General features: G+C 75.2%; 21 protein-coding genes. 16 read left to right on the forward strand and 5 right to left on the reverse strand.

The window, feature by feature from the left end; genetic code table 11:
• Nucleotides 1–309: 309 nt before the first annotated feature.
• Nucleotides 310–735 carry a limonene-1,2-epoxide hydrolase family protein gene (locus tag ABD296_RS31625; RefSeq protein WP_344275494.1) on the reverse strand — a complete coding sequence of 142 codons (426 nt, stop codon included), beginning with the start codon at nt 733–735 and terminating at the stop codon, nt 310–312.
• 42 nt (nt 736–777) lie between these two features.
• Between ABD296_RS31625 and ABD296_RS31630 the strand changes: the two genes are divergently transcribed.
• From ABD296_RS31630 to ABD296_RS31665, 8 genes are all read left to right on the forward strand, one after another.
• On the forward strand, nt 778–3948 hold the full coding sequence (locus tag ABD296_RS31630) for a BTAD domain-containing putative transcriptional regulator (protein ID WP_344275497.1): 3171 nt from the start codon (nt 778–780) through the stop codon (nt 3946–3948).
• 122 nt (nt 3949–4070) lie between these two features.
• A complete protein-coding gene (locus tag ABD296_RS31635) occupies nt 4071–5621 on the forward strand; it encodes an MFS transporter (protein ID WP_344275500.1) in 1551 nt (516 codons plus the stop codon).
• A gap of 72 nt (nt 5622–5693) precedes the next feature.
• Entirely contained in the window at nt 5694–6638 is a 945-nt protein-coding gene (locus tag ABD296_RS31640) for an SPFH domain-containing protein (RefSeq protein ID WP_407061534.1), read from the forward strand.
• Between the two features lie 9 nt (nt 6639–6647).
• The gene (locus tag ABD296_RS31645; protein WP_344275503.1) at nt 6648–6923 is read left to right on the forward strand and encodes a hypothetical protein; all 276 of its coding nucleotides are present in this window, start codon (nt 6648–6650) and stop codon (nt 6921–6923) included.
• Between the two features lie 2 nt (nt 6924–6925).
• Complete coding sequence (locus tag ABD296_RS31650) at nt 6926–7573, forward strand: GOLPH3/VPS74 family protein (RefSeq protein ID WP_344275505.1); 648 nt, start codon at nt 6926–6928, stop codon at nt 7571–7573.
• A 149-nt stretch (nt 7574–7722) separates the two neighbouring features.
• Nucleotides 7723–8382: a lysophospholipid acyltransferase family protein gene (locus tag ABD296_RS31655; RefSeq protein ID WP_344275508.1), complete on the forward strand. Its 660-nt coding sequence runs from the start codon at nt 7723–7725 to the stop codon at nt 8380–8382.
• Nucleotides 8383–8446: 64 nt separating this feature from the next.
• Nucleotides 8447–9055, forward strand: coding sequence for a 3'-5' exonuclease (locus ABD296_RS31660; protein WP_344275511.1), 609 nt, complete (start codon nt 8447–8449; stop codon nt 9053–9055).
• Between the two features lie 71 nt (nt 9056–9126).
• Nucleotides 9127–9573 carry an ATP-binding protein gene (locus tag ABD296_RS31665; RefSeq protein WP_344275513.1) on the forward strand — a complete coding sequence of 149 codons (447 nt, stop codon included), beginning with the start codon at nt 9127–9129 and terminating at the stop codon, nt 9571–9573.
• Between the two features lie 57 nt (nt 9574–9630).
• Here the strand turns inward: ABD296_RS31665 and ABD296_RS31670 are convergent, their stop codons facing one another.
• A complete protein-coding gene (locus ABD296_RS31670; protein WP_344275516.1) occupies nt 9631–11055 on the reverse strand; it encodes an MFS transporter in 1425 nt (474 codons plus the stop codon).
• Between the two features lie 112 nt (nt 11056–11167).
• On the opposite strand from ABD296_RS31670, the gene ABD296_RS31675 reads away from it, so the two are divergent.
• On the forward strand, nt 11168–11752 hold the full coding sequence (locus ABD296_RS31675) for a TetR-like C-terminal domain-containing protein (RefSeq protein WP_344275519.1): 585 nt from the start codon (nt 11168–11170) through the stop codon (nt 11750–11752).
• A gap of 78 nt (nt 11753–11830) precedes the next feature.
• Here the strand turns inward: ABD296_RS31675 and ABD296_RS31680 are convergent, their stop codons facing one another.
• Entirely contained in the window at nt 11831–12913 is a 1083-nt protein-coding gene (locus tag ABD296_RS31680; RefSeq protein WP_344275522.1) for a mechanosensitive ion channel family protein, read from the reverse strand.
• Between the two features lie 167 nt (nt 12914–13080).
• On the opposite strand from ABD296_RS31680, the gene ABD296_RS31685 reads away from it, so the two are divergent.
• Nucleotides 13081–14709, forward strand: a complete 1629-nt coding sequence (locus ABD296_RS31685) for a CocE/NonD family hydrolase (RefSeq protein WP_344275548.1) — start codon at nt 13081–13083, stop codon at nt 14707–14709.
• 30 nt (nt 14710–14739) lie between these two features.
• On the opposite strand, the gene ABD296_RS31690 is transcribed toward ABD296_RS31685, so the two are convergent.
• Together ABD296_RS31690 and ABD296_RS31695 are read right to left on the reverse strand one after the other, a co-directional pair.
• Complete coding sequence (locus ABD296_RS31690; RefSeq protein ID WP_344275525.1) at nt 14740–15192, reverse strand: peroxiredoxin; 453 nt, start codon at nt 15190–15192, stop codon at nt 14740–14742.
• Nucleotides 15179–15853: a histone deacetylase gene (locus tag ABD296_RS31695; protein ID WP_344275528.1), complete on the reverse strand. Its 675-nt coding sequence runs from the start codon at nt 15851–15853 to the stop codon at nt 15179–15181. The genes ABD296_RS31690 and ABD296_RS31695 overlap by 14 nt, the downstream gene beginning before the upstream one ends.
• A gap of 168 nt (nt 15854–16021) precedes the next feature.
• On the opposite strand from ABD296_RS31695, the gene ABD296_RS31700 reads away from it, so the two are divergent.
• From ABD296_RS31700 to ABD296_RS31725, 6 genes are all read left to right on the forward strand, one after another.
• A complete protein-coding gene (locus tag ABD296_RS31700; RefSeq protein ID WP_344275531.1) occupies nt 16022–17275 on the forward strand; it encodes a glycosyltransferase in 1254 nt (417 codons plus the stop codon).
• A gap of 162 nt (nt 17276–17437) precedes the next feature.
• On the forward strand, nt 17438–18382 hold the full coding sequence (locus tag ABD296_RS31705; protein WP_344275534.1) for a cucumopine synthase-related protein: 945 nt from the start codon (nt 17438–17440) through the stop codon (nt 18380–18382).
• Nucleotides 18379–19470, forward strand: coding sequence for an NAD(P)/FAD-dependent oxidoreductase (locus ABD296_RS31710; RefSeq protein WP_344275537.1), 1092 nt, complete (start codon nt 18379–18381; stop codon nt 19468–19470). The genes ABD296_RS31705 and ABD296_RS31710 overlap by 4 nt, the downstream gene beginning before the upstream one ends.
• Nucleotides 19471–19475: 5 nt before the next feature.
• Nucleotides 19476–20702 (forward strand): cytochrome P450 family protein, encoded by a 1227-nt coding sequence (locus tag ABD296_RS31715; RefSeq protein WP_344275540.1) that lies wholly within the window; start codon nt 19476–19478, stop codon nt 20700–20702.
• Nucleotides 20699–22243 (forward strand): class I adenylate-forming enzyme family protein, encoded by a 1545-nt coding sequence (locus ABD296_RS31720; protein WP_344275542.1) that lies wholly within the window; start codon nt 20699–20701, stop codon nt 22241–22243. Before ABD296_RS31715 ends, ABD296_RS31720 begins: the two co-directional genes overlap by 4 nt.
• A 65-nt stretch (nt 22244–22308) precedes the next feature.
• Nucleotides 22309–24669, forward strand: a 2361-nt coding sequence (locus ABD296_RS31725) for an ATP-binding protein (protein ID WP_344275544.1), incomplete at its 3' end; no start/stop codon positions are given.

Raw genomic sequence — 24669 nt, forward strand, 5'->3', positions numbered from 1 at the left:
TCTTTTCTGCCTCACCGAAGAGGTCGTCTGGCACCTGAGACCGCGCGGCGGGCACTGGAACGCCTCGTTTGTCGAAGGGCTACTGCGACGCCGGCCCGAGTGGTCGCTACGGAAGTCGCCGCTTGGGCGGAAGTCGACCCACGAAGACGCAAGTAGGAAGGACGAGAGGAGCGGTGGGCCTCCTGGCGCCGGACCTGGGCCCGGACGCTCGGGGTCCCCGTCGACGCCGTTCCGCAAAACGTGGGGCGCCCAACTCGTAAAGCCCTGGCCGCAGCCAGGGAATCGCCGCCCAACTGGTCAGAAGAGCGGTCAGTGGGTTGTGGTTTGGGGGCGGGGGGTCAGTTTGGCGCGGAGGAGGCCGCCGAGGCCTTTGGCGGAGGCGGTTAGGAAGGTGGTCCAGTCGAAGTAGTCGCGCCAGAGGGTGATGAGGCCGTCGTGGACCTCGAAGGTGCCGCAGACCCAGAACTCGGCGCGCCAGGCGCCGGCTTCGAGGACGTCGGTGCGCTCGGTGAGGACGACGGGGCCGTTCGCGGCGATGTTGTGCAGGCGGGCCTCGAAGCCGGTGCCGTAGCGGGTCATGGCGCGCAGGGTCTTCTCGACGGCGGGCAGGCCGCGGGCGGGGGGAAGCGGGACGTTCTGGTAGACCATGGCCGGGTCGGCGAGGGTGAGGGCCCGGTCCACGTCGAGGGCCTCGAGGGCGGACAGGAAGTCGCGGACGGTCTGGATCTCGCTCATGGACGACCACGGTACTTGAGGTGATACGCCAGAATCAGGGCCATGCTGTTCGGCGTTCTGGGGTCCGTCGAGGCCCGTGGCGGTGCGGGGGCCGTGCCGGTGGGGGGTCCGCGGGTGCGGGCGCTGCTGGCGATGCTGGCGCTGGACGCGGGGCGGGTCGTGACGGGCGAGCGGCTGATCGACGGCCTGTACGGGGAGGATCCGCCGGCCGGGGCGGCGAACGCGCTGCAGTCGCAGGTGTCGCGGCTGCGCCGGGGGCTCGGCGACGCCGGGCTGGTCGAGGGGCATCCCGCCGGGTACCGGCTGCTCGCCGAGCGGGAGCAGGTCGACGCGCACCGGTTCGAGGCGCTGGCCCGGGACGGGCGGCGGGCGCTCGCGGCGGGCGACCGGGCGCGGGCGGCCGTGCTGCTGAAGGAGGCGCTGGAGCTGTGGCGGGGCCCGGCGCTGGCGGACGTGCGGTCGGCGCCGTTCGCGGAGCCGCAGGCGGCGCGGCTGGAGGAGGCGCGGGCCGCCGTCGCCGAGGACCACGCCGAGGCGCGGCTGGCGCTCGGCGAGTTCGACGCGGTGGTCGCCGCGCTGCGCGAAGTGCTGGACGGGCGGCCGCTGCGGGAGCGGGCGCGGGCGCTGCTGATGCGGGCGCTGTACGGGGCCGGGCGGCAGGCGGAGGCGCTGGAGGTGTTCGAGGAGGGCCGGCGGGTCCTCGCGGACGAGCTGGGCGCCGATCCGTCGCCGGAGCTGGCGGAGGTGCACCTGGCGATCCTGCGCGGCGGCCTGGAGGGCCCGGCGGCGGGGGCGGAGAGCGTCCGGCTCAACCTGCCGGCGCAGCTCACCAGCTTCGTCGGGCGCGACGAGGAGGTCCGGCGGGTCGGGGCGATGCTCGCCGAGGGCCGGCTCGTGACGCTGCTCGGCCCCGGCGGCGCGGGCAAGACGCGGCTGGCGGTCGAGGCGGCGGCCCGCGAGGACGGCGAGGTCTGCTTCGTCGACCTGGCGCCGGTCGACCGGGCCGAGGTGACCACGGCGGTGCTCGGGGCGCTCGGGCTGCGCGAGGGCGGGATGATGCCCGCGCCCGGGGAGCGTCCGGCGGACGCGGCGGAGCGGCTGGTCACGGCGCTGAGCGGGCGGCGGATCCTGCTCGTCCTGGACAACTGCGAGCACGTGGTGGCGACGGTCGCGCCGCTGGCGCACCGGCTGCTGAGCGCCTGCCCCGAGCTGCGGGTGCTGGCGACCAGCCGGGAGGCGCTGGCGATCACCGGGGAGGCGCTGTGGCCGCTGCCGCCGCTGGCGCTGCCGCCGGAGGGCACGCCCGCCGGCGACGTGACCCGGTACCCGGCGGTGCGGCTGTTCGCCGACCGGGCCGCGGCGGTCCGTCCCGGCTTCGCGGTGGACGAGGGCAACGCGGAGGCGGTGCTGCGGATCTGCGGGGCGCTGGACGGGCTGCCGCTGGCGATCGAGCTGGCGGCGGCGCGGCTGCGGTCGCTGCCGGTGGAGCAGGTCGCGAACCGGCTGGACGACCGGTTCCGGCTGCTGTCGCGCGGGAACCGGACGGCGGCGCCCCGGCACCAGACGCTGCGGGCGGTCGTGGAGTGGAGCTGGGAGCTGCTGGACGAGGCGGAGCAGACGCTCGCGCGGCGGCTGACGGTGTTCTCCGGCGGCCTGACGCTGGAGGCGGCCGCGCAGGTCTGCGACCTCGACGACGCCGACGAGCTGCTGGTCGAGCTGGCCGACAAGTCGCTGCTGCAGAGCGACGGGACGCGGTACCGGATGCTCGACACCGTCCGGGCGTTCTGCGCCGAGCGGCTCGCGGAGGCGGGCGAGGCGGAGCGGTTCGAGCGGGCGCACGCCGCGTACTTCCTCGACCTGGCGCGGCGGGCGGAACCGCATCTGCGGGGCGCCGAGCAGCTGGAGTGGCTCGGGCTGCTGGCCGCCGACCACGGCAACCTGCACGCGGCGCTGCGCCGGTGCGTGCGGCTGGACACCGTCGTCGCGCTGCGGCTGGTGGCGGCGATGTCGTGGTACTGGTGGCTGCGCGGGCGGGTCGAGGGCGCCTCGATCGCGTCCGGGCTGCTGGACGTCGTGGGCCTCGACCCGCCGGAGGGGTGCGAGGAGGAGTACGTCCTGTGCGTGATGAACGCGGTGTCGGCGGGCGTGACGGGCGGGCGCGCCCAGGCGTGGCTGGACCGGGCCGAGGCGCTGCTGCACGGCATCCGCCGGGTGCTGACGTACCCGTCCACGATCGTGCAGTACGCGCTGACCGCCGGGCCCAGCCGGACGCAGTTCGCGGTGTTCGCGGTGCACGTCGGCGCCGACCCGTGGGCGCAGGCGCTGATCCACATGAGCGACGGGTTCCTGCGCCAGTTCAGCGGCGACGTCGACCGCGCGGAGGAGTCGTGCACCGCGGCGGTCGCGGGCTTCCGGGCCTGCGGCGACCGCTGGGGCACGGCGAACTCCCTCGACCCGCTCGCCCAGGTCGCGGCCTGGCGCGGCGACCTGGACCGGGCGCTGGAGCTGCTGGACGAGGCGCTGGAGCTGACCGGGCAGCTCGGCGCGCTGGAGGACACCGCGGATCTGCTGTACCGGCGCGCGGAGGTCCTCGTCCGGGCGGGCGACGCGGACCGGGCGGCCGCCGAGCTGGAGCGCGGCATCGAGCTGGCGCGCCGGGCGGGCGCCCCGGACAAGGTCGCCGGCGGGTACGCCGGGCTCGCGCGGATCGCGCGGCTGCGGGGCGACCTGGGCGAGGCGCGGCGGCTGTACGAGACGGCGCTGACCGGGTTCGCGTCGGAGCGGTTCATCGCGACGGCGGTGCGCGGCACGGCGCTGGTCGGGCTCGGCTGGCTCGAGCTGGACGGGAACGCCGACGCGGCGCGGGCGCGGGAGCTGTTCCGCGAGGCGCTGGACATCTCGTTCGACCATCCGATCTTCACCTACCAGGCCGCGGCGGCGGTCGGGCTGGGCGGCGCCGCCCTCGCGGACGGCGACGCGAAGCGCGCGGCGCTGCTGGCGGGGGTCGCGTCGACGCTGCGCGGCGTCCAGGTCCCCGGCGACGATGACGCCGGACGGGTCGCGGCGGACGCCCGGGCCGCGCTCGGCGACGCCGGTTACGACGCCGCCTTCGCCGAGGGCGCGACCCTCACCCGCGACGAGGGGCTCGCGATGCTCAACGTTGGGGGCGGCCTGCCCCAGCCCGATTCCTGGCGGGAACTGACCGAGGGCTGACAGCCGGGCGCGGGCCCGGCGCGAGCCACGCACGAGCCGGGCGCGAGCCACGCACGAGCCAAGCGCGGGACGGTCAGCGGACGGTGCGCGCACGGTCAGCGCACCCGGCGAACCTTGCGGACATGTACTCCTCAGCCCGCAAATGGGGCACGTTCGCGATCTGCTGCCTGCTCGCCATCGTGCCGAACATCGACATGACCGCGCTCAACCAGGCCGTCCCGCACCTGAGCGCCGACCTGCACCCCTCGGCCACCCAGATCCTGTGGATCGCGGACGCCTACGGGTTCGCGCTCGCCGGCCTGCTGATCACCATGGGCGGGATCGGCGACCGGATCGGGCACAAGAAGCTGCTGCTGATGGGCACGGCGCTGTTCGCCGCCGCGTCCGCGGTGACCGCCTACGCGCCGAGCGCCGAGCTGCTGATCGCGGCGCGGGCGCTGCTCGGCGTCGCCGGCGCGACGCTGATGCCGTCCGGGCTGTCGCTGATCCGCCGGGTGTTCACCGACCCGAAGGAGCGGACGATGGCGGTCGGCATCTTCAGCGGCGTCGGCGGCCTCGCGGTGGGGCTCGGCCCGGTCATCGGCGGCGCGCTGCTGGACCACTTCTGGTGGGGCTCGGTCTTCCTGATCAACGTCCCGATCATGCTCGTGGCGCTCCTCGCCGGGTCGGTCGTGCTGCCGGAGGCCCGCGCCGCGGTGACCGGACGGCTGGACCTGGCCAGCGTGCCGCTGTCCATCACCGGCGTCCTCGGCCTGGTGTACGCGGTCAAGGAGGCGGCCGCGCACGGGCTCGACGAGCCGAAGGTCGCCGTCGCCGCGGTGGCCGGCGCGGTGGCGCTCGCCGCGTTCTGGTTCCGGCAGACCCGGATCGCCGAGCCGCTGATCGACGTCCGGCTGTTCCGCCGCGCCGCGTTCTCCGGCTCGGTCGGCACCAACATGTTCGCGATGTTCGCACTGGTCGCCCAGTCGCTGATCTTCTCGCTGTTCTTCCAGCTCGCGCTCGGCTGGTCGCCGCTGAAGGCGGGCCTGGCAGGGCTGCCCGGCGCGGCCGGCGCCATGATCGGCGGCGCCGCGCTCGCCCCGCCGCTGATCGGCGCCCTCGGCCGGGCCCGCGTCGTCGCGATCGGCATGCTGGTCGCCGCCGGCGGGTTCTCCCTCTTCCTCACGGTCGGCCTGGACACCTCGTACTGGACGATGCTGCCGGCCATGCTGCTGTCCGGCACCGGGATGGGAATGGCCCTGACCACCACCGCCGACACCGTCCTCGCCTCGGTCCCGAAGGACCGCTCCGGCGCCGCGTCGGCGATCTCCGAGACGGCCACCGAACTCGGCGGCGCGCTCGGCATGGCGATCCTCGGCAGCGTCCTGAACGCCGTCTACCGCGACGCGCTGCACCTGCCGGCGAACGTGCCCGCGCCGGCCGCGTCCGCCGCCCGCGACTCCCTCGCCGGCGCGTTCGAGGCCGCGTCCGCGCTTCCCGGCCGGCTCGGCGGCCAGGTCCTCGGGGCCGCCCGCGGCGCCTTCGTGGACGGCATGCACGGCGCCCTGCTGTGCAGCGCGGGCCTCGCCGCCCTGGTCGCGGTGTTCGCCCTCGTCACGCTCCGGTCCGTCCCCAAGGTCATCCCCGACGCCGTCGAGGACGCCGGCGCCGGGCCCGTCCCGGCCGCCAAGTAGCCCCTCCCGGAAGCGCCCGGTCCCGTCCAGGGCCGGGCCTTCCGCGTTTGGATAAAGTGATATCACTTTGCTATGTTGGTGATAACCGAGGAGGAGGCGAGCGTGGTGGACGCTACGGCGCAGGTGGAGATGCCCAGGCCGCGGATCGGGGAGCGCGCGGCGCGCGACCGGGGCGGGTGGCCGATGCTGGGGGCCGCCGCGGTGCTCGTGCTGGCCGGGATCGCGGTGCTCGTGGCCGGCTTCGCCGCCGGCGGCGGCGCCGCGATGGCGGCCGGGATCGCGGTCGGGGTGCTGCTGATCATCGCGGGGATGGTCGCGGCGGCGGGGCTGACGCCGGTGGCGCCGGGCGAGGCGCGGGTGCTGCAGCTGCTCGGCCGGTACAAGGGGACGGTCCGCGAGGACGGGCTGCGCTGGGTGAACCCGCTGACCGAACGGCGGCGGGTGTCGACCCGGATCCGCAACCACGAGACCGGGCTGGCGAAGGTCAACGACCTGGACGGCAACCCGATCGAGATTTCGGCGGTGGTCGTCTGGCAGGTGCGCGACACCGCCCGTGCCGTGTTCGAGGTGGACGACTTCGTGGAGTTCGTCGCGTTCCAGACCGAGGCGGCCGTCCGGCACATCGCGGGCAGCTTCCCCTACGACGCCGGCGACCGGACCTCGCTGCGCGACAACGCCGACGAGATCACCGGGCAGCTGTCGGAGGAGCTGCGGCAGCGGGTCGCCTCGGCGGGCGTCGGCATCGTCGAGTCGCGGATCACCCGGCTGGCGTACGCGCCGGAGATCGCGCAGGCGATGCTGCGCCGGCAGCAGGCGGGCGCGGTCGTCGCCGCGCGGGAGCGGATCGTGGACGGGGCGGTCGGCATGGTGCACCGGGCGCTGGAGCGGCTGGACGAGGAGGACGTCGTGGAGCTGGACGAGGAGCGCAAGGCGGCGATGGTCAGCAACCTGCTGGTCGTGCTGTGCGCCGACCGGGACGCCCAGCCGGTGGTCAACACCGGCACCCTCTACCAGTGACCGCGGGCCGTGGCCACGGAGCGCAAGAAGATCCTTCTGCGGCTGGACCCGGCCGTGCACGACGCGCTGGCGCGGTGGGCCGGGGACGAGCTGCGCAGCACCAACGCCCAGATCGAGTTCCTGCTGCGGCAGGCGCTGGCCGACGCCGGGCGGATGCCCGGGGCGGCCGGGCGGATGCGACGGCCGGGCCGGCCGCGCAAGGGCCCCGGCGAGCACGGGGTATCGGATGGACAGGGGGCGCCGGGCGACGAGCGCGGCCCGCGGCCCGGGGCGAGCGAGGAGTAGGCATGGTCGAGGTTCCGGACACGCTGCCGGCGAGGATGTACCTGCTGGCGTACGACCTGCGCAAGCAGAAGCTGACCGCGCGCGGCCCGCAGCTCGGGTACGTGCTGCGGGCGGCGGCGCTGACCGAGCTGTTCCTGGACGGGCGGCTGGAGGAGCGGCGGGGCCGGCCGGTGCCGGGCACGCCGGGCGAGGACCCGTACGGCGTGCTGGCGCAGATCTCCGCGTCGCGCCCGCGGTCCTGGCAGCACTGGGTACGCAAGGACAGCCGGGCCTTCGTCCGGACGGTCCGGGACGAGCTGGTGCGGGACGGCTGGATCCGGGTGCGGGGGCGCCGGAGGCTGGGGCTCTTCCCGTACGAGGAGGTCACCGTGCGGGACCCGCGCGTCGTGAAGGACCTGTGGGGCGGGGCGTCGTCGGCGCTGCGGGGGCGTCCGGTGGCGCACGTGAACAGCTACGACGCGGCGGCGGTGGCGCTGGCGGCGGCGGGCGAGCTGAAGTCGGTGCTGCCGGGGCCGGAGCGGCGGCGGCACAAGCAGCGGATCAAGGAGCTGACGGCGCGGTCGGGCCCGGCGCCGGTGGCGGCCCGCAAGGCCCTCCGCTCCCAGCGTGCCGCGATGGCCTCGGGCGCGGCCTCCGGCAGCGGCTCCTGACGTCGGCGGAGCGTCCGCCCCAAGGGGCGCCAGTGCGGAGACCTACAAATTTCCAAGGGTCGAACTTGTAACGGTGCCCCACCGCCGGGGCGGGCGCAGGCGCCATAGCGTTCTCGGACATGGATCCCGAACGCGTTGTCTATCCCCTGATGAAGTACGTCGTTCTCGGCCCCGCGATGCGGGTGGCGTTCCTTCCGCAAGTGAGCGGTCTGCGGAACGTGCCGCGCACGGGGCCGGTGATCCTGGCGGCCAACCACCTGGCGTTCGTCGACTCGTTCGTGCTGCCGCTGATCGTGCCGCGCCGCGTCCACTTCCTGGGCAAGAACGAGTACTTCACCGGGACGGGCATGAAGGGCCAGGCGACCGCCACGTTCTTCCGCGGCGTCGGCGCGATCGCGGTGGACCGCTCGGGCGGGCGGGCCGCGTTCGACGCGCTCGACACCTGCGCGGCCGTGCTGGAGCGCGGCGACGTCTTCGCGATCCACCCCGAGGGGACCCGGTCGCCGGACGGACGTCTCTACCGCGGCCGGACGGGGGTGGCGCGGCTGGCGATGCGGACCGGCGCGCCGGTCGTGCCGGTGGCGATCAGGGGCACCGACAAGGTGCAGCCGCGCGGGCAGGTCGTCCCGAAGCCGGGCCGGATCGGGGTGCGGATCGGTCCGCCGATGCGGTTCGCGGGGCGCGACGACGGGATGCCGCGCGGCAAGGTCGCCCGGCAGGTCACCGACGAGATCATGGAGGCGATCCAGAGCCTGTCAGGGCAGGAGTACGTGGACGACTACGCGCCGCGCCCGGCCGAGACGCCCTGACGGCGGCGGGGCGCCGGGAAAACCGGTCGTGCCGCCGGCCCGCGCGCCGGTACCGTCGCGGTCCATGGACGAGCGGTTCGGCCGGTACCTCAACGTGGTCGACGTCGAGGCGACCTGCTGGGAGCACCGGGCCCCCGGACAGGTCAACGAGATCATCGAGATCGGGCTCTGCGTCGTCGACCTCGGCGAGCGCAGGCGCGTCGCGAAGCACCGGATCCTGGTGCGGCCGGAACGGTCGGCGGTCAGCCCGTTCTGCACTGAGCTGACCGGGCTCACGCAGGACGAGGTGGACGGCGGGATCTCCTTCGCCGAGGCGTGCGCGCTGCTGGAGCGCGAGCACCGGTCGCATTTCCGGGCGTGGGCGAGCTGGGGCGACTACGACCGCAAGCAGTTCGAGCGGCAGTGCGCCGGCGGCGTCCGGTACCCGTTCGGGCGGCGGCACACCAACGCCAAGGCCGCCTACTCCGCCGCGCACGCGCTGCCGCGCCGGCTGGGCATGGCCGGGGCGCTGCGGCACGCGGGGCTGCCGCTGGAGGGCCGGCACCACTGCGGCGCCGACGACGCGTGGAACATCGGCGCGCTCGTCCTGGACATCGCGGGGCGCGGCGCATGGCCGGACGGTGCCGAGGGGAACGCCGGGACCGCCGGGGCCCATGGGGCTTCCGCGGACTGAACCGGATGTTTGAGCGCGGGCGCCGGGGCACCAGTCATGGTGACGGACGCCGGAGACGACGGAGACGCGACATGGACATCAGCCTGGACCTCCTGCTCCCCCGGGAGACGGCGAGCGTCCCCGCGACGCGCAAGATCCTGGACGCGTCGTTGCAGGCCCTCGGCGTGGACGAGCACATCCGCGGCGACATCGAGATCATGCTGACCGAAGCGTGCACGAACGTGATCAGGCACGCCCGGCACGGCGACGACTACACGGTGCGCGCCGCGATCCACGACGAGCGCTGCGTGATCAAGGTGATCGACTCGGGCGGCGGCTTCGACGCCGAGCGGGTGCCCGAACCCGACCCGGTCTCCGAGCACGGCCGCGGCCTGATGATCATGCGGTCGCTGGCCGACGACGTGCGCTTCGACTCCTACCCCGAGGACGGGGCGCTCGTCGCGCTGGAGAAGCACCTTGACTACGCCGCCGGCAGCATCGGCGGCCGGCTCGCCGACACCCGCTCCCCGAAGGCCTGACCGGGAACCCTGCGAGCGGGGGCCGGCCGGTGCCCCGGCCGGCCCCCGCTCGCAGGGTCACCGCCGGACCCGCAGCACGACCACCGCGACCAGCAGCGCTGCGGCAGCGAAGCCCGCGCCGGTCGCGAACGCGGCGTCCATGTCGTGCAGGAGCGCGGCTGTGTCGGCGTGCCGCGAGCCGAAGACCGTCACCATCACCGCCGAGCCCAGCGACCCGCCCGACCACAGCATCGTCTGCGCGACGCCGGAGGCGGCGCCGGAGTCCGCGGGGTCCACGCTGCCGAGGATCGTCGCGTTCAGCGGCATGATCGACAGGCCGCCGCCCGCGCCCATCAGCATGAACGGGCCGAGCACCCCGGCCGCGTACCCGTCCCCCGGGGAGAGCCGGGTCAGCCACAGAAGCCCGGCCAGGGCGCAGGCCATGCCGGCGATGACCAGGACGCGGGCGCCGAGCCGCTGCAGCAGGCGCGGTGCGGCCCGGACCGTCACGAACTGGAGCCCGACGAACGGCAGGAACGCCGCGCCGGCCCTGAGCGGCCCGTAGTCGAGGACCTGCTGGAGGTAGAGGGTGCAGAAGAAGAACGCGCCGAAGTTCGCCCCGACCAGCAGCAGCTGGCACAGGTAGGACGCGGCGCGGTCCCTCCCGGTGAGCAGCCACAGCGGCATGACGGGCTGCGGGACGCGGGGCTCGACGAGGACGAACCCGGCGAGCAGGACGGCGGCGGCGCCGAACGCGGCGAGCGCCGGGCCGTCGCCCCAGCCGTCCGAGCCGGCCCGGATCAGCGCGTAGACGAGCGCGGTCATCCCGGCGGTGGACATCACGGCGCCGGTCACGTCGAAGCGTCCCGGGCGGCGGGCCGTCTCGGTGAGCACGCGCGGGGCGAGCAGCGCCAGCACGACGCCGACCGGAACGTTGACGAAGAAGACCAGCCGCCAGGACGCGGCCTCGGTGAGCACGCCGCCGACGAGCATGCCGACGGCGGCACCGGCGCCGGTGACGGCGGAGAAGACGCTCAGTGCGCGGACGCGGGCGGGCCCCTCGAAGTTGGTGGCGATCAGCGCCATGGCGCTGGGCGCGGCGACGGCGGCGGCGACGCCCTGCGCGGCGCGCGCCGCCAGCAGCCACCAGCCGGCGTTCGCGAACCCGCCGAGCAGGGACGCGGCGGTGAACAGGGCGACCCCGGCGGCGAACGTGCGGCGGCGGCCGAACACGTCGCCGACGCGCCCGCCGAGAAGCAGCAGGCCGCCGAATGCGAGCATGTAGGAGTTCTGGACCCAGGCGAGCCCCCCGGTCGACAGCCCGAGGCCCGCCCGCAGGTCCGGGAGCGCGATGGTGACGACGGAGGTGTCGAGGCCGATCATGAGCTGGCAGCCCACGATGACGGCGAGGACGGCCCCTGGACGATGATGGGGGCGGGGACCGGCCGGCGGAGCGGCGGGCTCCTGCGGCGCGGCCGTCCGACCGTGCGGTGCGGCGGGCAAGGCGAACCTCCGGAACAGAGATTTAGGGAACGGCGACGTACACTATGCGAGGAACGTACCACCGATCGGCAGAAGAGAGAACGTCCGCGTTCACTATTTTCGGGAGGGCGCGGTGACCCCGGCCACCCGCAGGCGCGGCGGCGCGCTGGAGGCGGCGATCTACGACGCGGTGTTCGAGCAGCTCGAAGCGGTCGGCTACCGGAAACTGACCATGGAGGGCGTCGCCGCCGCCGCCCGCACCGGCAAGGCCGCCCTCTACCGGCGCTGGCAGTCCAAAGACGAGCTCATCACCGACGCGCTCAAGCACGCGCTCCCTGAGCCGCCCGCCCAGGAGCCGACCGGCGACGTCCGCGCGGACGTCCTGCGGCTCTGCCGGACGTTCCGCGAGACGATCGAGACCTGCCACGGCGCGCCGATCCGAGTGCTCAAGGAGGAGACCAGCGGCACCGAGGGCAAGGGGCTCATGCACGACGTCGTGAAGTCACGGCTGAGCGAACCGCTCAAGGAGGCGCTGTACCGGGTGCTCGTGGACGGCGCCGAGCGCGGCGCGGTCCGTCCCGGGGCGGCCACCCGGCAGGTCGCCAACGCCGGCCCCGCGATGATCGTGTACCACACGCTCACCGAGTCGTCCGAGATCACCGACGCGTTCGTCGTCTCGCTGGTCGACGACGTCATCATGCCGATGCTCCGCCCCTGACCGGGCGGGTCACCGGGGCGGCCGGGAGCCGCGGGTCACCGGGGCGGTCGCACGCAGCGGGCGGGCCCGCCGTGCGGGTCAGGGCGCCGGATGCGGGACGGCGGCGCGGTTGGAGGCGGCGGCGTCGGGCGCGGCGGGCAGGATGAGCTGCCGGCGCGGATACGGGATCTCGATCCCCTCCTCGCCGAACCGGCGGTGCAGCCGCTTGACGAACTCGTGCTTGATCCTGAACTGGTCGCCGAACTCGCCCGTCCGCAGGATCACGGTGAAGCCGATCCCGGACTCGGCGAAGGTGTGGAAGCGCACCAGCGGCTCGGCCTCCTTGACGCCGCCCTCGACCTCGTTCATCACCTGCCCCCCGACCTCGACGACGACCTTCTCGACGTGTTCCAGGTCGCTCTCGTAGGCCACGCTCGCCTGGATCAGCAGCGACATGTCCTGGGCGGGCCGGTGGTAGTTGGTGAGGATGGAGTCGGAGAACCGCGCGTTCGGAATGACCTCGATGTTGTCCGACAGCGTCCGGATGGAGGTGTTGCGCCAGTTGATGTCGACGACGTACCCCTCCTGGCCGGTGCTCAGCTTGATGTAGTCGCCCGGCTCGATGGTCTTGGACGCCAGCACGTGCACGCCCGCGAACAGGTTGGCGAGGGTGTCCTGCAGGGCCAGCGCCACCGCCAGGCCGCCGACGCCCAACGCCCCGAGCAGCGGGGAGATCGAGATCCCGAGGCTCTGCAGCATGATGAGCACGCCGAGGCCCATCACCACCACGCGGGTGATGTTCGCGAAGATCGACACGTTGGCGGCGACGCCCTGCCGGGCGGACGCGACGGAGCCGACCACCCCCGCGATCAGCCGCGCCAGCGCCAGCGACACCACCAGGATCGTCGCGGCCGTCAGCACCTTGGCCGAGACGTCCAGCGTGCCGCGCCGCAGCTCCAGCACGTTCGCGGCGATCCACGCGCCGCCGAGCACCGCGACCGGCATCGCCAGGTCCCGCACCAGCCGCGCCGCGAGGTCGTCCCAGGCCCAGCGGGTGTCCCCGGCCCGGCTGAGCAGGCGGCCGGTGAGCAGCCGCAGCACCACCGCGATCGCCAGGGCGACGACCATCACGACGGCGGCGGCGACGACCCGCTCCCAGCTCACCCCGTCAAAGGCGTGCATCGATCCCTCCCCCGGACGGCTCGCGCCGCCCGTTCCATCGGCAACGCGCCATCCTTGCCGCAAACCGCCCTCGATCGTAGTGAAACCCCGCGACTCTGCGAGACACCTCACAGCCATGCCCCCCTCTCGCGGCGGATACGATCGATCAAGTGGTAGGCGTGGAGAGGATGCGCCGGCTCGGGGTCACGGCGCTCGGACTGCGGAACGGCCCCCACAAGGTGACGGTCGACCGCGACCTGAAGGTCCCGGCCGCCGACGGGGTGACGCTGCTCGCCGACCGGTACGCGCCCGCCGACGTCGACCGGGCGCCGGTCGTGCTCGTCCGCTCGCCGTACGGGCGGCGCGGGCCGTTCGGGCTGATGTGCGGGCAGGCGTTCGCCTCGCACGGCTTCCAGGCCGTGGTGCAGAGCGTGCGCGGCGGCTTCGGCTCCGGCGGCGTGTTCGAGGCGCTCGACGAGCGCGAGGACGGCCTGGCCACCATCGCCTGGCTCAAGGACCGGCCGTGGTTCGGCGGATCCTTCGCCATGCACGGCCCGAGCTACCTCGGCTACGTGCAGTGGGCCGTCGCCGCCGAGGCCGGGCCGGAGCTGAAGGCCCTGTCGATGCAGGTCACCGCGTCCACCTTCCGCGACGCGATCAACGTCGGCGGCACCTTCGCGCTGGAGTCCCTGCTGATCTGGGTCGACCTCACGGCCCGGATGAAGAACTCACTCTCCGGCATCACCACCGGCATCATGTCGCCGCGCCGGGCCCGGCGCGCCGCGCTGTCGGGGCGCCCGCTCGCCGAGCTCGACCGGCTCGCGACGGGCGAGCAGCAGCGCTTCTTCCAGGAGCTCCTGGTCAACGGCCCCGACACCCCGTTCTGGGACAAGCGCGACTTCAGCCCCACCGTCTCGCAGGTGGACGCGCCGGTGAACATGACCGGCGGCTGGTACGACATCTTCCTGCCGTGGCAGCTCAAGGACTACGCCGCGCTCCGCGCCGCCGGCCACCGCCCCTACCTCACCATCGGGCCCTGGTTCCACGCCGACCAGCGGATGATGCGCGGCTCGGTGGCCGAGTCCGTCAAGTGGTTCCGCGCGCACCTGCTCGACGACCCGTCCGGCCTGCGCGAACAGCCCGTCCGGCTGCTGGTGACCGGCGTGGACGAGTGGCGCGAGTTCCCCGACTGGCCCGTCCCCGGGATGCGCGAGGAGCGCTGGCACCTGCAGCCCGCCGGCGCCCTCTCCCCCGACGAGCCGCCCGCGTCCGAACCCGACACCTACCGGTACGACCCGGAGCACCCGACGCCGTTCCTCGGCGGCCCCACCCTGCTCGGCGAGACCCACCCCGTCACCGACCAGCGCCGCCTCGAACGCCGCCGCGACGTGCTCGTCTACACCTCGCCGGTGCTGGACGACGACCTGGAGATCATCGGCCCGGTCACCGCCGACCTGCACATCCGGTCGAACCGGGAGCACACCGACTTCGTCGTCCGGCTCTGCGACGTCGACCCGGACGGCGAGTCCCGCAACCTCTGCGAGGGCATGCGGCGGCTCGTCTCCGGCACGCCGGAGACCGGCGAGGACGGCGTCCGCCGCGTCACCGTCGAGCTGTGGCCCGCCGGTCACCGCTTCCTGCGCGGCCACCGCGTCCGCGTCCAGATCGCCAGCGGCGCCTACCCCCGCGTCGCCCGCAACCCCGGCACCGGCGCCCCCATCGGCACCGCCACCGAGATGCTCACCGCCGACCAGGAGATCCTGCACACCCCGGACCACCCGAGCGCCATCGTCCTCCCGGTAGTGCCCGCCCCCTGAGCAGCGGAGCGCCGGCGGAGTGGAGGGCGCCTACTTGCGGGCCCGCAGGGCTTCCAGGGCCTTGTCGGCGTGGGTGTTCATGCGGACCTCGCTCTTGACGACGGCGAGGACGCGGCGGTCGGTGTCGATCACGAACGTCTGGCGTTTGGTGGGCATGAGGGCGAGGCCGCGCTTCACGCCGAAGCGGGCGCGGACGATGCCTTCGGGGTCGGACAGGAGGGGGTAGGCGAAGGAGTGCTTCTCGGCGAACTCCTTCTGCTTGGCGACCGCGTCGGCGCTGACGCCGACGGGGTGGGCGCCGACCTCGGCGAGCTCGGCGACGAGGTCGCGGAAGTGGCAGGCCTCGGCGGTGCATCCGGGGGTCATGGCGGCCGGGTAGAAGAACAGGACGACCGGCCCCTGCTCCAGCAGGCCGGTCAGGGTGCGCGGTTCGCCCGTCTGGTCGGGCAGTTCGAAGTCGTCAACGACGTCACCGACGTTCATGCGACGACGGTAGCCCCGTGGCGCGGTCGGCGGGACGGCGGGGCGGGTCGAGGAGGGCGGCGATGCGGTGCGGGGTCCAGGCGCCGCGGGCGCCGGGGCAGGCGGCGAGGTAGGCGGCGGCGCGGGCGGGCGCCCAACCGTGCGCCTCGTGCAGGCCGTGGCCGAGCATGGTGAGGTACGGCGCGGACGGCGCGTTCAGCTCGGCGGCGGAAGAGGCGTGCGGCGCCGTGAAGGTCAGCATCGGGTGGCCGCCCCGCTCCCCGACCCTGACGATGGTCTCGTAGCGGCCGGGGCCGATGCGCTGGCGGCCGTGCGCGACGGCCTTCGACAGGTCGTGGTCGGTGCCGACGTCGCGGCGCATCTCCTGGGACATCACGTCGCAGAACTGGCGGCGGGTCAGCAGGTAGGCGCGGGCGGCGGCCCGTCCGGGCAGGGCCGGGTCGTAGAAGGCCATGCCGCCGCCCCACACCTGGGAGATCAGCGCGAAGTAGATGCCGCCGGGCACCGTGATCGACAGCTCGGCGCGCGCGGGCCGGGGGTCGCGGCAGCCGGTGTAGCGGCGGGCGCCGCCGGCGGGACGGCCTCCGGACAGGTAGCAGGCGAACCTCTCGCGGAAGAGGTTCGAGCCGTACGCGACGTACCAGAGCGAACTTTCGTCCATCCCTTCCAGTATCCACGCTGGTGAGGGGCGGAGCCGGGGCGCGATGGGGAGAGCGTTCCGATTCGCGAGGTTTGACGGAGAGAGCGGCCGGAAATAGTCTCCAGCGAGTCAGGTGTCTACGACGCAGATACCTCCAGGCTTCCCCTGTGTTGTCCCGGAGGATACGTCATGCACCGCAAGCTGAACATCGCTCTCGTGTCCGCCTCCGACCTTGACGGCGAACACCTGCAGTCAGTCCACGTCCGGGATCTCGCCCGTTCCCTCGCCCGCGGTGACGCGGGCCACCAGGTGACGGTCTACGCCCGCCGCCAGGACGAGGACGCCCGCGGCCGGGTCCGGCTCGGCCCCGGCGCGACCCTGGTGCGGCTGGACGCCGGCCCGGCGCGCCCGCTGACCGACGACGAGCTGCTCGAGCACGTCCGCGACCTCGCCGACGAGCTCCGGCACCGCTGGTCCGGTGCCGGACGCCCCGACATCGTCCACGCGCACGGCTGGATCGGCGGCCTCGCCGCCTGCGCCGTCGCCCGCGAGCTCGGCATCCCCTTCGCGCAGAGCTACCACGGTGTGGCCGCCGCCGAGCGGCGCGCCGGGCGCACCGTGCACCCGCACCGCGACCGGCTGGAGAAGGCCATCGGCCGCGGCGCCGACATCGTCGTCGCCGGGCACGCCGAGGAGGCGGGCGCGGTGGTCCGGATGGGCGTGCCGCGGCCGTCGGTCGCGGTGGTCCCCTACGCCGTGGACGCCGAGCAGTTCGCGCAGGTCGGCCCGGCGATGCCGCACGGCGACCGGGACCGGCTGGTCATGGTCTGCGACGACCTGGAGACCGGCGACGTGGCGACCGCGCTCCGCGCGCTGGTGCACGTGCCCGGCGCCGAGCTGGCCGTGGCGGGCGGTCCCGCCCGCGAGGACCTGGAGAACGACGCGGTCGTCCACCGGCTGATGATGCTGGCCAAGGAGCTGCACGTCGCCGACCGCGTGATCTTCCTGGGCCGGCTGCCGCGCAAGTCGCTGCCGAAGCTGCTGCGCACCGCGAGCCTCGCGCTGTGCCTGACCCCGGCGCAGCCGTCCCCCGCGGCGCCGCTGGAGGCCATGGCCTGCGGCGTGCCGGTGGTGGCGACGCCCGCCGGCGGCAACACCGACGAGGTGCTCGACAAGATCACCGGGCTGCACGTGCCGGCCGGGCGGCCCGCGATGATCGGCCGCGCGGTGCGCCGGCTGCTCGGCGAGGAGACCACGCTGCACGGCTACTCGATCGCGGCGGCGGACCGGGCCCGGTCCCGCTACTCCTGGGACCGGATCGCGGGCGAGACGCTGCGCGCCTACGAGCGGGTGCTGCCGGTCCCCGAGCCGGAGCCGACCGCGGAGGCGGCGGAGGACGAGACGGAGCTCGAGGCCGAGAAGGTCCCCGCCCTCGCCGGCTGACGCCTCCGTCCAAGACGGGCCCCGGATCCGCCCCCGCCGGATCCGGGGCCCGCCGCTGTGCGGGCAGGGCGCGGAACGGGGGCGCGGCCATGCCGTTCGCGGGCCGTGTCTTCGCAGGTCAGAGGGCATGTTTTCGCAGGTCGGAGGGTACCGCTACGCACTGTGAACACTCTTCGACGCATTGAGATCGGCTGGCCCGTGCTGGGCGTCACCGTGGCCGCCGACCTGGACGAACGCAACGCCGTGCTCGCGGACGCGCTCTGGGACGCGCTGCCCTACCGGAGCCTGCAGGGCCACGCCCTCGTCGCCGGCCACCACCTCTACCACGTCGCGCCGGTGCACGAGGTGCTCCACCTGCCGGCCGCGTACCGGGTGGACCGGCGGACGGTGCCGGACGGCACGCTGTTCTGCTCGCGGCTCCAGCATCTCGGCATCAAGTACGGCGAGCTGACCGAGCCGATGGCGGCGACGCCGGTCGGGCGGGTCGTCCCCGGCGACCTGGACGCGCTCACCGACGCCGGACGGGCCGTGTGGGAGTCGGTGTACTCGTCCAAGAAGCCGGTGGTGGCGGAGGTGCGCCGGGCCGGGGAGCCGGGCGGGCACCGGCTGCCGCGGCTGCACGCGGCCGATCCGGAGATGGACGCGCTGGCCGGCGACGTGCACGCCGAGACCGAGCGGATCTGGCTGGACCCGCCGCGCGAGCTCGCCGACCTGCACGACGGGCGCATCGCCTCGCGCGCCGGCACGCACGGGACCGTGCTGACGACGCTGCTGTTCGTCAACGGCGAGACCCGTCCGCTGGGCTACAACGCCTACAGCGGACTCGTCCGGCTGGCGCACGAGGGGATGCCGCTGGAGTCGCTGCGGATGGCGGCCCGCGCGATGATCGCGGTGCCGGCGGAGTTCCTGGCCTACTGCGGCCTGGAGACGCTGGGAGCGTTCACCGAGCGGCTGCTGGACGGCCTCGACCGGCTCGCGACCCGCCAGGACTTCGCCGCGGTGCTGGCGCACATGGCGCTGTACGTCAACTGCCTGGGCGGATGGAACCTGCACCTGTTCCCGTGGAGCGTCGGCGACCACCTGCGGCAGACCGGGGCCGCGTCGTGAGCCGCGGGCCGGCGGCGGTGATCGGCGGCGGGGTCGTCGGGCTGTCGGCCGCCTGCCACCTGGCCGAGGCGGGCGTCGAGACGGTGCTGCTGGAGCGCGACGCGCTGGGGTCGGGCGCGTCCCGCGCGACCGCGGACGTCGTCCGCACCTACTTTCCCGGCAATCCGGTCAGCTCGGCGATGGCCGTCCGGAGCCTGGCCGCCTACCGGACGTTCGCGAAGCGGTCCGGGAGGGCGATCCCGCTGCGGCCGGTCGGATACCTCGTCCTGTTCAGCGAGCCGGAGCAGGTCGCGGCGTTCGAGGCCGACCTCCCGGCGCAGCGCGCCGCCGGCGTGGACGTGCGGCTGATCGACGCGGACGAGGCGCGGCGGCGCAATCCGCTGCTCGGCGACGTCCCGCTCCTGGCGGCGGCATGGTCACCGGACGCGTACGTATCGGACACCGCGGCGATCGTCGGCGGGTTCGCCGAGGCGGCGCGGCGGGCGGGCGCGGACCTGCGGACGGGCTGCCCCGTCAAGGCGGTCGACATCGCGTCCGGCCGGCTGGACACCGGCGACGGCCCGCTCACCGCCGCCGCCGTCGTCTGCGCGGCCGGCGCCTGGTCGGCGCCGCTGGCCCGCACGGCCGTTCGGGAGTTGCCGCTCGGCGACCCGGTCGAGCAGGAGCTGCTGGCCTGCGGCCCGCCGCCGTCCGGGGAACCGGTGCCGGACGTCCCGATGACGCTGCACGCGCCGAGCGGCCTGCTCGTGCGCAAGCGCGGTGACGGGCTGCTGGTCGGCATGGGCTATCCGGGGCCCGACCGGGAAGGGTGGCGGGCGCGGGTCCGCGAGCGGCTCGCCGCCGTGTACCCGGCGCTGGCCGGGGCGGAGGTGCGGACGGCCTTCACCGGCGTCCGCGACGCCAGCCCGGACCGGACGGAGTTCATCGGCCGGCTGCCGGGCGAGACGCCGTTCCTGTACGCGGCGGGGTTCTCCGGGCACGGCCTGTGCACCGCGCCGGCCGCAGGCGAACTGGTCCGCGACCTGTACTTCGGCCGGACGCCGGAGTTCGACGCCGGGCGGCTCGCCGCGACCCCGGAACGGGTGTGAACGCCATGGCTCTGACGACCGAAGAACCCGCCCGTTTCGTCCTCGATCCGGCGACGCTGGACGTGCACGGGGACAACGAGCGGCTGCGGGCGGCCGGCGCGCTGGTACCGGTCGAGATCGAAGGCGTGCGGGCATGGGCGGCGGCGCGGTACTCGGCGCTTGAGGCGGTCCTCGCCCATCCGGACCTGTCCCGGGACGTCCGGCACTGGTCGGCGGAGGGCCGCCGGTCGCTGTGCCCGGCCGGCACGCTCGCGCAGGTCGTGCTCGCCCGGACGATGCTCAACGCCGAAGGGGACGACCACCGGCGGCTGCGCGGCCCGCTGTCGCCGCTGTTCTCGGCGCGCCGGATCGCCGCGCTGCGGCCCCGCGTCGAGGCGGTGACCGCCGACTTCGTCGACCGGCTGGCGGAGCTGCCGCCCGGCCCGGCCGACCTGCGGCGGGAGTTCGCCTACCCGCTGCCCTGCGACGTCATCTCCGACATCATGGGCATCCCGCGCGACCGGCGTCCGGTGCTGCACGAGCACGGCCACGTGCTCGCCACGACCAGGGGCGGCGCGGACGAGCTGACCGGCGCGCGCACCGCGCGGGACGCGGTGATCCGCGAGGTCGTCGACGAGCGGCGGCGGAACCCGGCCGGCGACCTGATCAGCGAGCTGGTCGCGCTGGAGGGCCGGGAGCTGACCGCCGGGGAGGTGTTCGACACCGTCCAGGAGGTGTTCGTCGCGGGGCACGCGACGACCGTCAACCTGATCACCAACGCGGTGCGGCTGCTGCTGTCCCGCCCGGACCAGCTCGCCCTGGTGCGCTCGGGCGCCCGGCCGTGGAGCGCGGCGGTGGAGGAGGCGCTGCGGCTGGAGCCGCCGCTGCGCCACTTCCCCATGCGGTACGCGACGCGGGACGTGGAGATCGGCGGCGTCACGGTCCGCCGCGGCGAGGCCGTCCTCGCCTGCTTCGCAGCGGCCGGGCGGGACCCGGACCGGTACGGCGAGCGGGCCGCGCGGTTCGACCTGGCGCCGGACGCGCCGCCGCACCTGTCCTTCGGGCACGGCCCGCACTTCTGCCTCGGCGCCCCGCTCGGCAGGCTCGTGGGCGAGGTCGCGCTGGCGGCGCTGTTCGAGGCGTTCCCCGGCATCGCGCTCGCGGCGGCGGAGGACGAACTGCGCCCGGTGCCGTCGGTGCTCGCGGTCAGCACGACGTCCCTGCCGGTGCTGCTCGGCGGGCGGGCCCGGTGACCGCCGGGCTCGGGCCCGCGCTGCTGGACGGCCTGCGGGCGGCGGGCCCGCGCGAGGCGCTGGTGCACGGCGGCCTGCGGCTGTCCGGCGACGACGTCCTGGAGATGGTGTCGGCCGCCGTCGCCCGGCTGACCGAACGGGGCGTCCGCCCGGGCGACACGGTCGCGTGCCTGTACGGCGACGGGACCGAGTCGCTGCTCGGCCGGATCGTCGCGGTCGCCCTCGGATGCCCGTTCGTCCAGGTGTGGAGCGGCGTGCCGGTCGAGGTCGCCGTGCGGGCGCTGCGGGCGCTGGACGCGTCGGTCCTGCTGTACGCGCCCGGCCGGCGCGACGACGTGCAGCCGCTGCTGGCGGCCTGGCCGATGCGCGTCCGGCAGGCCCTGGACGACGAGCTGTTCCTCTCGCCGGCGCCCGGCCCGGTCGGCGAGCCGCATCCCGCCGATCCCGGCGCCGTCTCCTTCGCGACGTTCAGCAGCGGGACGACCGGCCCGAGCAAGATCGTGGCGTACGCGCACCGGACCGAGGCCGCGCACCTGGCCGCCGCGCGGGCCATGTTCGGGCCGCCTCCCTGGCGCCTGCTGGTCACCCCGCGCGCGGGCTACCTGCGGAAACTGTTCGCGTTGTGGACGCTGGCGGGCGGCGGCACCGCGATCCTGGAGCCGGACGGGCCGCCGGCGCGGCTCGCCGAGGCGATCGAGCGGGAGGGCGCGACGCACCTGATGGCCGGCCGCCCGGCCGACCTGTACGCGCTCGCCGAGCATCTGGAGGACGCGCCCGCCGACCTGACGACGCTGCGCCTGATGATCTACGGCGGCGCCGCCGCGGTCCCCGCCCGCACCGCGCGGGCCGCCGGACGGCTGGGCCCGCTGCTCATGCAGAACTACGGGACGACCGAGAGCGGCTTCCTGACCGTCCTGGAGCCGCGCGACCACGCCCGTCCCGAGCTGCTGATGTCGGTGGGACGGGCCGCGCCGGGCGTCGAGCTGCGCGTCCGCGCCCCGGACGGGACGGACCTGCCGCCCGGCGAGGTCGGCGAGGTGTGGGTCCGGACGCCGCAGCGGATGATCGGTTACGTGGACGACCCGGCCCGCACCGCGACGGCGGTGCAGGACGAGTGGGCGCGCACCGGCGACGTCGGCCGGATGGACGGCGACGGGTACCTGTTCCTGCTCGACCGGGCCGAGGACCGGCTGCCGGGCGGCCTGTACGCGCACCCGATCGAGCACGTCCTGACCGGCCACCCCGCCGTACTGGACGCCGCCGTGTTCGCGCTCCCCCACGCCTCCGGGCGCGTCCTGGCGGGCGCGGTCGTGGGGCGGGACGGGCGGCGCGTCGATCTCGACGGGCTGCGCGCGCTGGTCCGCGGGTCGCTCGGCGAGCGGTGCGAGCCGCATCGGCTGTGGGTGGTCGACGAACTGCCCCGCACGCCCGGCGGCAAGCCCGACAAGGCGGCGCTGGCCGCGCGGTTCGCCGCCGACGCGGGCACGGGCGCCGGCGCGGGCGCGGGCGCGCGGGCGCCGGGAGGGCCGTCCGTCCCCTGATCGTTCCGGGCCCGGAACATCCCGATCGCTGGGATACTGTGCGGGATGACCGAAGGGGGCGTCGGGTGCTGATCGGTAGGACCGCCGAACTGGCGGAGCTGACCGCCGCGCTCGACCGGGCCGCCGCGGGCGGCGCCGCCGTCGTGCTCGTCAGCGGCGACGCGGGCGTCGGCAAGACGCACCTGGTGTCCGCGCTCACCGCCACCGCCCGCGAGCGGGGCTGCGCGGTGCTGGTCGGGCAGTGCGCCGAGCTGGGCGAGAGCATGCCGTACCTGCCGCTGGCCGACGCGCTGTGGACCGCGTCCCGCGGCACCGGCGCCGAGGCGGAGGACGTCCGCGCCGCGCTGGAGGAGCGCCCGGTGCTGCGGGGGCTGCTCCCGGACGGCGAGGGCGGCCCGGACGCGGCGTCCGAGCTGGGCCAGCAGCAGCTGTTCGGCGCGGTGCTCGGGATGCTCGGCGCGCTGGGCGCGCCGACCGGCGAGGCGGACCGGCCCGTCCTGCTCGTGCTGGAGGACCTGCACTGGGCGGACCGGTCGACCCGGCACCTGCTGACCTTCCTCAGCCGGGTGCTGTCGCGCGAGCGGGTCTGCCTCGTCGGCACCTACCGCTCCGACGACCTGCACCGCCGCCACCCGCTGCGGCCGGTGGTCGCCGAGCTGCTGCGGCTGCCGACCGTGACCGGCGTGGAGGTCCGGCCGTTCGGGCCGGGCGAGATCGCCGAGTACCTGGCCGGGCTGGCGGGTGGCGGGGCGCCGGTGACCGCCGAGACGGTCGAGCGGGTGTACCGGCGCTCGGAGGGCAACGCCTTCTACGCCGCCGAGCTGTACTCGGCGGCGAGCACCGGCGAGGAGCTGCCCGCCGGCCTGGCGGACCTGCTGCTGTCGCGGGTCGAGCGGCTCTCGGACGGCGCGCAGCGCGTCGTGCGGGTCGCCGCGGTGGCCGGGCGGCGCATCGACGACGAGCTGGTCCGCCGGGTGGCGGGCCTGGACGAGGCCGCGGTCGGGGAGGCGCTGCGCGAGGTCGTCTCGCACCAGCTGCTCGTCCCGGCGGGCATCGGGTACACCTTCCGGCACGCGCTGCTGCGCGAGGTCGTGTACGCCGACCTGCTGCCCGGCGAGCGGACCCGGTTGCACGCCGACTTCGCCCGGCTGCTCGCCGCGGCGCCGGCGGACGGGCGTCCGGGCGAGCGGGGCGGGTCCGCCGCGGAGCTGGCGCACCACAGCCTCGCCGCGCACGACCTGCCGACCGCGTTCGCCGCGTCGGTGCGGGCGGGCCGCGAGGCCGAGCGGCTCGGCGCGCCCGCCGAGGCGTTCGAGCACTACGACCGGGCGCTGGAGCTGTGGGAGGCCGTGCCGGACCCGGACGGGGCCTCCGGCACCGACCGGATGGGGCTGTCCCTGGACGCCGTCCGCACCTCGGGGCGGGCGGGCGAGCAGCGCCGGGCGATCTCCCGGCTGCGCCGGCTGCTCGACCTGGCCGACCCCGCGGACGTGCCGCTCGGCGCCCGCCTCCGCGACCGGCTCGCCGAGTACCTCGGCGACGTCGACGAGGACGACGAGTCGCAGGAGATGGCCCGGGCCGCCGTCGCGATGCTGCCGGCCGACCCGCCCACGCCCCAACGCGCCGCCACCCTGGCCACCTACGCGCGCACCCTGCTGTACCAGGACGAGCGCGGCGAGATGCCGGCGCTCGCGGAGCGGGCCATCGAGCTGGCGCGCGAGACCGGGGCGACGGGCGCCGAGGCGAGCCTGCTGGTGACGCTCGGGGTCTTCCGGGAGTCGCGGGAGGCCGCCACCGGCGTCGCCGAGGTGTTCGCGCGGGCCCGCGACCTGGCGCTGCGGGAGGGCCGCCAGGTGGTCGCGCTGCGCGCCGCGTTCCACTACGCCCGGACGAAGTTCGACCGCGGCGACCTGGCCGGCGCGACCGCCGCCGCCGACGAGGCCGTGAAGTGGACCCTCGACAGCGGCCTCGGCTGGAGCACCTACGGCACCGTCCTGCGCTGCCTGCGGTACCTGATCCACTACACGTCCGGGGACTGGGCCGAGGCGAACCGGCTCGCCGAGGACTTCGGCATCCGGGTCACGCGGACGGCGGAGGCGCAGGTGTCGGCGTACGCGCTGTTCACCGAGGTCGCCCAGGGCAGCCCGGCGGTGGCCGAGCGGCTGCGCTGGATCGCGCCGCTGTGGGGGCGGGACGCGTTCCTCACCTACGTCGCGCGCGGCCTGGCCGCCGAGCACGCGCTGTGGAACGGCGACCCCGACGCGGCCGCGGAGCAGGTCGAGCGGACGCTGCGGGAGAGCGTCTACGTGCAGGAGGCGCCCGTCATCCGCCTCGCGGCGACCGGCCTGGCGGCGCAGGCCGCGCGGGCGGCCCGCGCCCGCGCCGCCGGGGACGAGGCGACCGTCCGCGCCGCCGTCCGGATCGGC

The organism is Actinomadura napierensis (assembly GCF_039529375.1).
GTDB lineage: Bacteria > Actinomycetota > Actinomycetes > Streptosporangiales > Streptosporangiaceae > Spirillospora > Spirillospora napierensis.

Excerpts from the sequence above, each read along its gene's own strand:
- ABD296_RS31635 (WP_344275500.1), top strand. The coding sequence starts at position 4,071 with ATGTACTCCTCAGCCCGCAAATGGGGCACGTTCGCGATCTGCTGCCTG.
- ABD296_RS31625 (WP_344275494.1), bottom strand. The coding sequence starts at position 735 with ATGAGCGAGATCCAGACCGTCCGCGACTTCCTGTCCGCCCTCGAGGCC.
- ABD296_RS31695 (WP_344275528.1), bottom strand. The coding sequence starts at position 15,853 with ATGGACGAAAGTTCGCTCTGGTACGTCGCGTACGGCTCGAACCTCTTC.
- ABD296_RS31640 (WP_407061534.1), top strand. The coding sequence starts at position 5,694 with ATGTTGGTGATAACCGAGGAGGAGGCGAGCGTGGTGGACGCTACGGCG.
- ABD296_RS31665 (WP_344275513.1), top strand. The coding sequence starts at position 9,127 with ATGGACATCAGCCTGGACCTCCTGCTCCCCCGGGAGACGGCGAGCGTC.
- ABD296_RS31630 (WP_344275497.1), top strand. The coding sequence starts at position 778 with ATGCTGTTCGGCGTTCTGGGGTCCGTCGAGGCCCGTGGCGGTGCGGGG.
- ABD296_RS31715 (WP_344275540.1), top strand. The coding sequence starts at position 19,476 with ATGGCTCTGACGACCGAAGAACCCGCCCGTTTCGTCCTCGATCCGGCG.
- ABD296_RS31680 (WP_344275522.1), bottom strand. The coding sequence starts at position 12,913 with ATGCACGCCTTTGACGGGGTGAGCTGGGAGCGGGTCGTCGCCGCCGCC.
- ABD296_RS31685 (WP_344275548.1), top strand. The coding sequence starts at position 13,081 with ATGCGCCGGCTCGGGGTCACGGCGCTCGGACTGCGGAACGGCCCCCAC.
- ABD296_RS31690 (WP_344275525.1), bottom strand. The coding sequence starts at position 15,192 with ATGAACGTCGGTGACGTCGTTGACGACTTCGAACTGCCCGACCAGACG.
- ABD296_RS31700 (WP_344275531.1), top strand. The coding sequence starts at position 16,022 with ATGCACCGCAAGCTGAACATCGCTCTCGTGTCCGCCTCCGACCTTGAC.
- ABD296_RS31655 (WP_344275508.1), top strand. The coding sequence starts at position 7,723 with ATGAAGTACGTCGTTCTCGGCCCCGCGATGCGGGTGGCGTTCCTTCCG.
- ABD296_RS31660 (WP_344275511.1), top strand. The coding sequence starts at position 8,447 with ATGGACGAGCGGTTCGGCCGGTACCTCAACGTGGTCGACGTCGAGGCG.
- ABD296_RS31650 (WP_344275505.1), top strand. The coding sequence starts at position 6,926 with ATGGTCGAGGTTCCGGACACGCTGCCGGCGAGGATGTACCTGCTGGCG.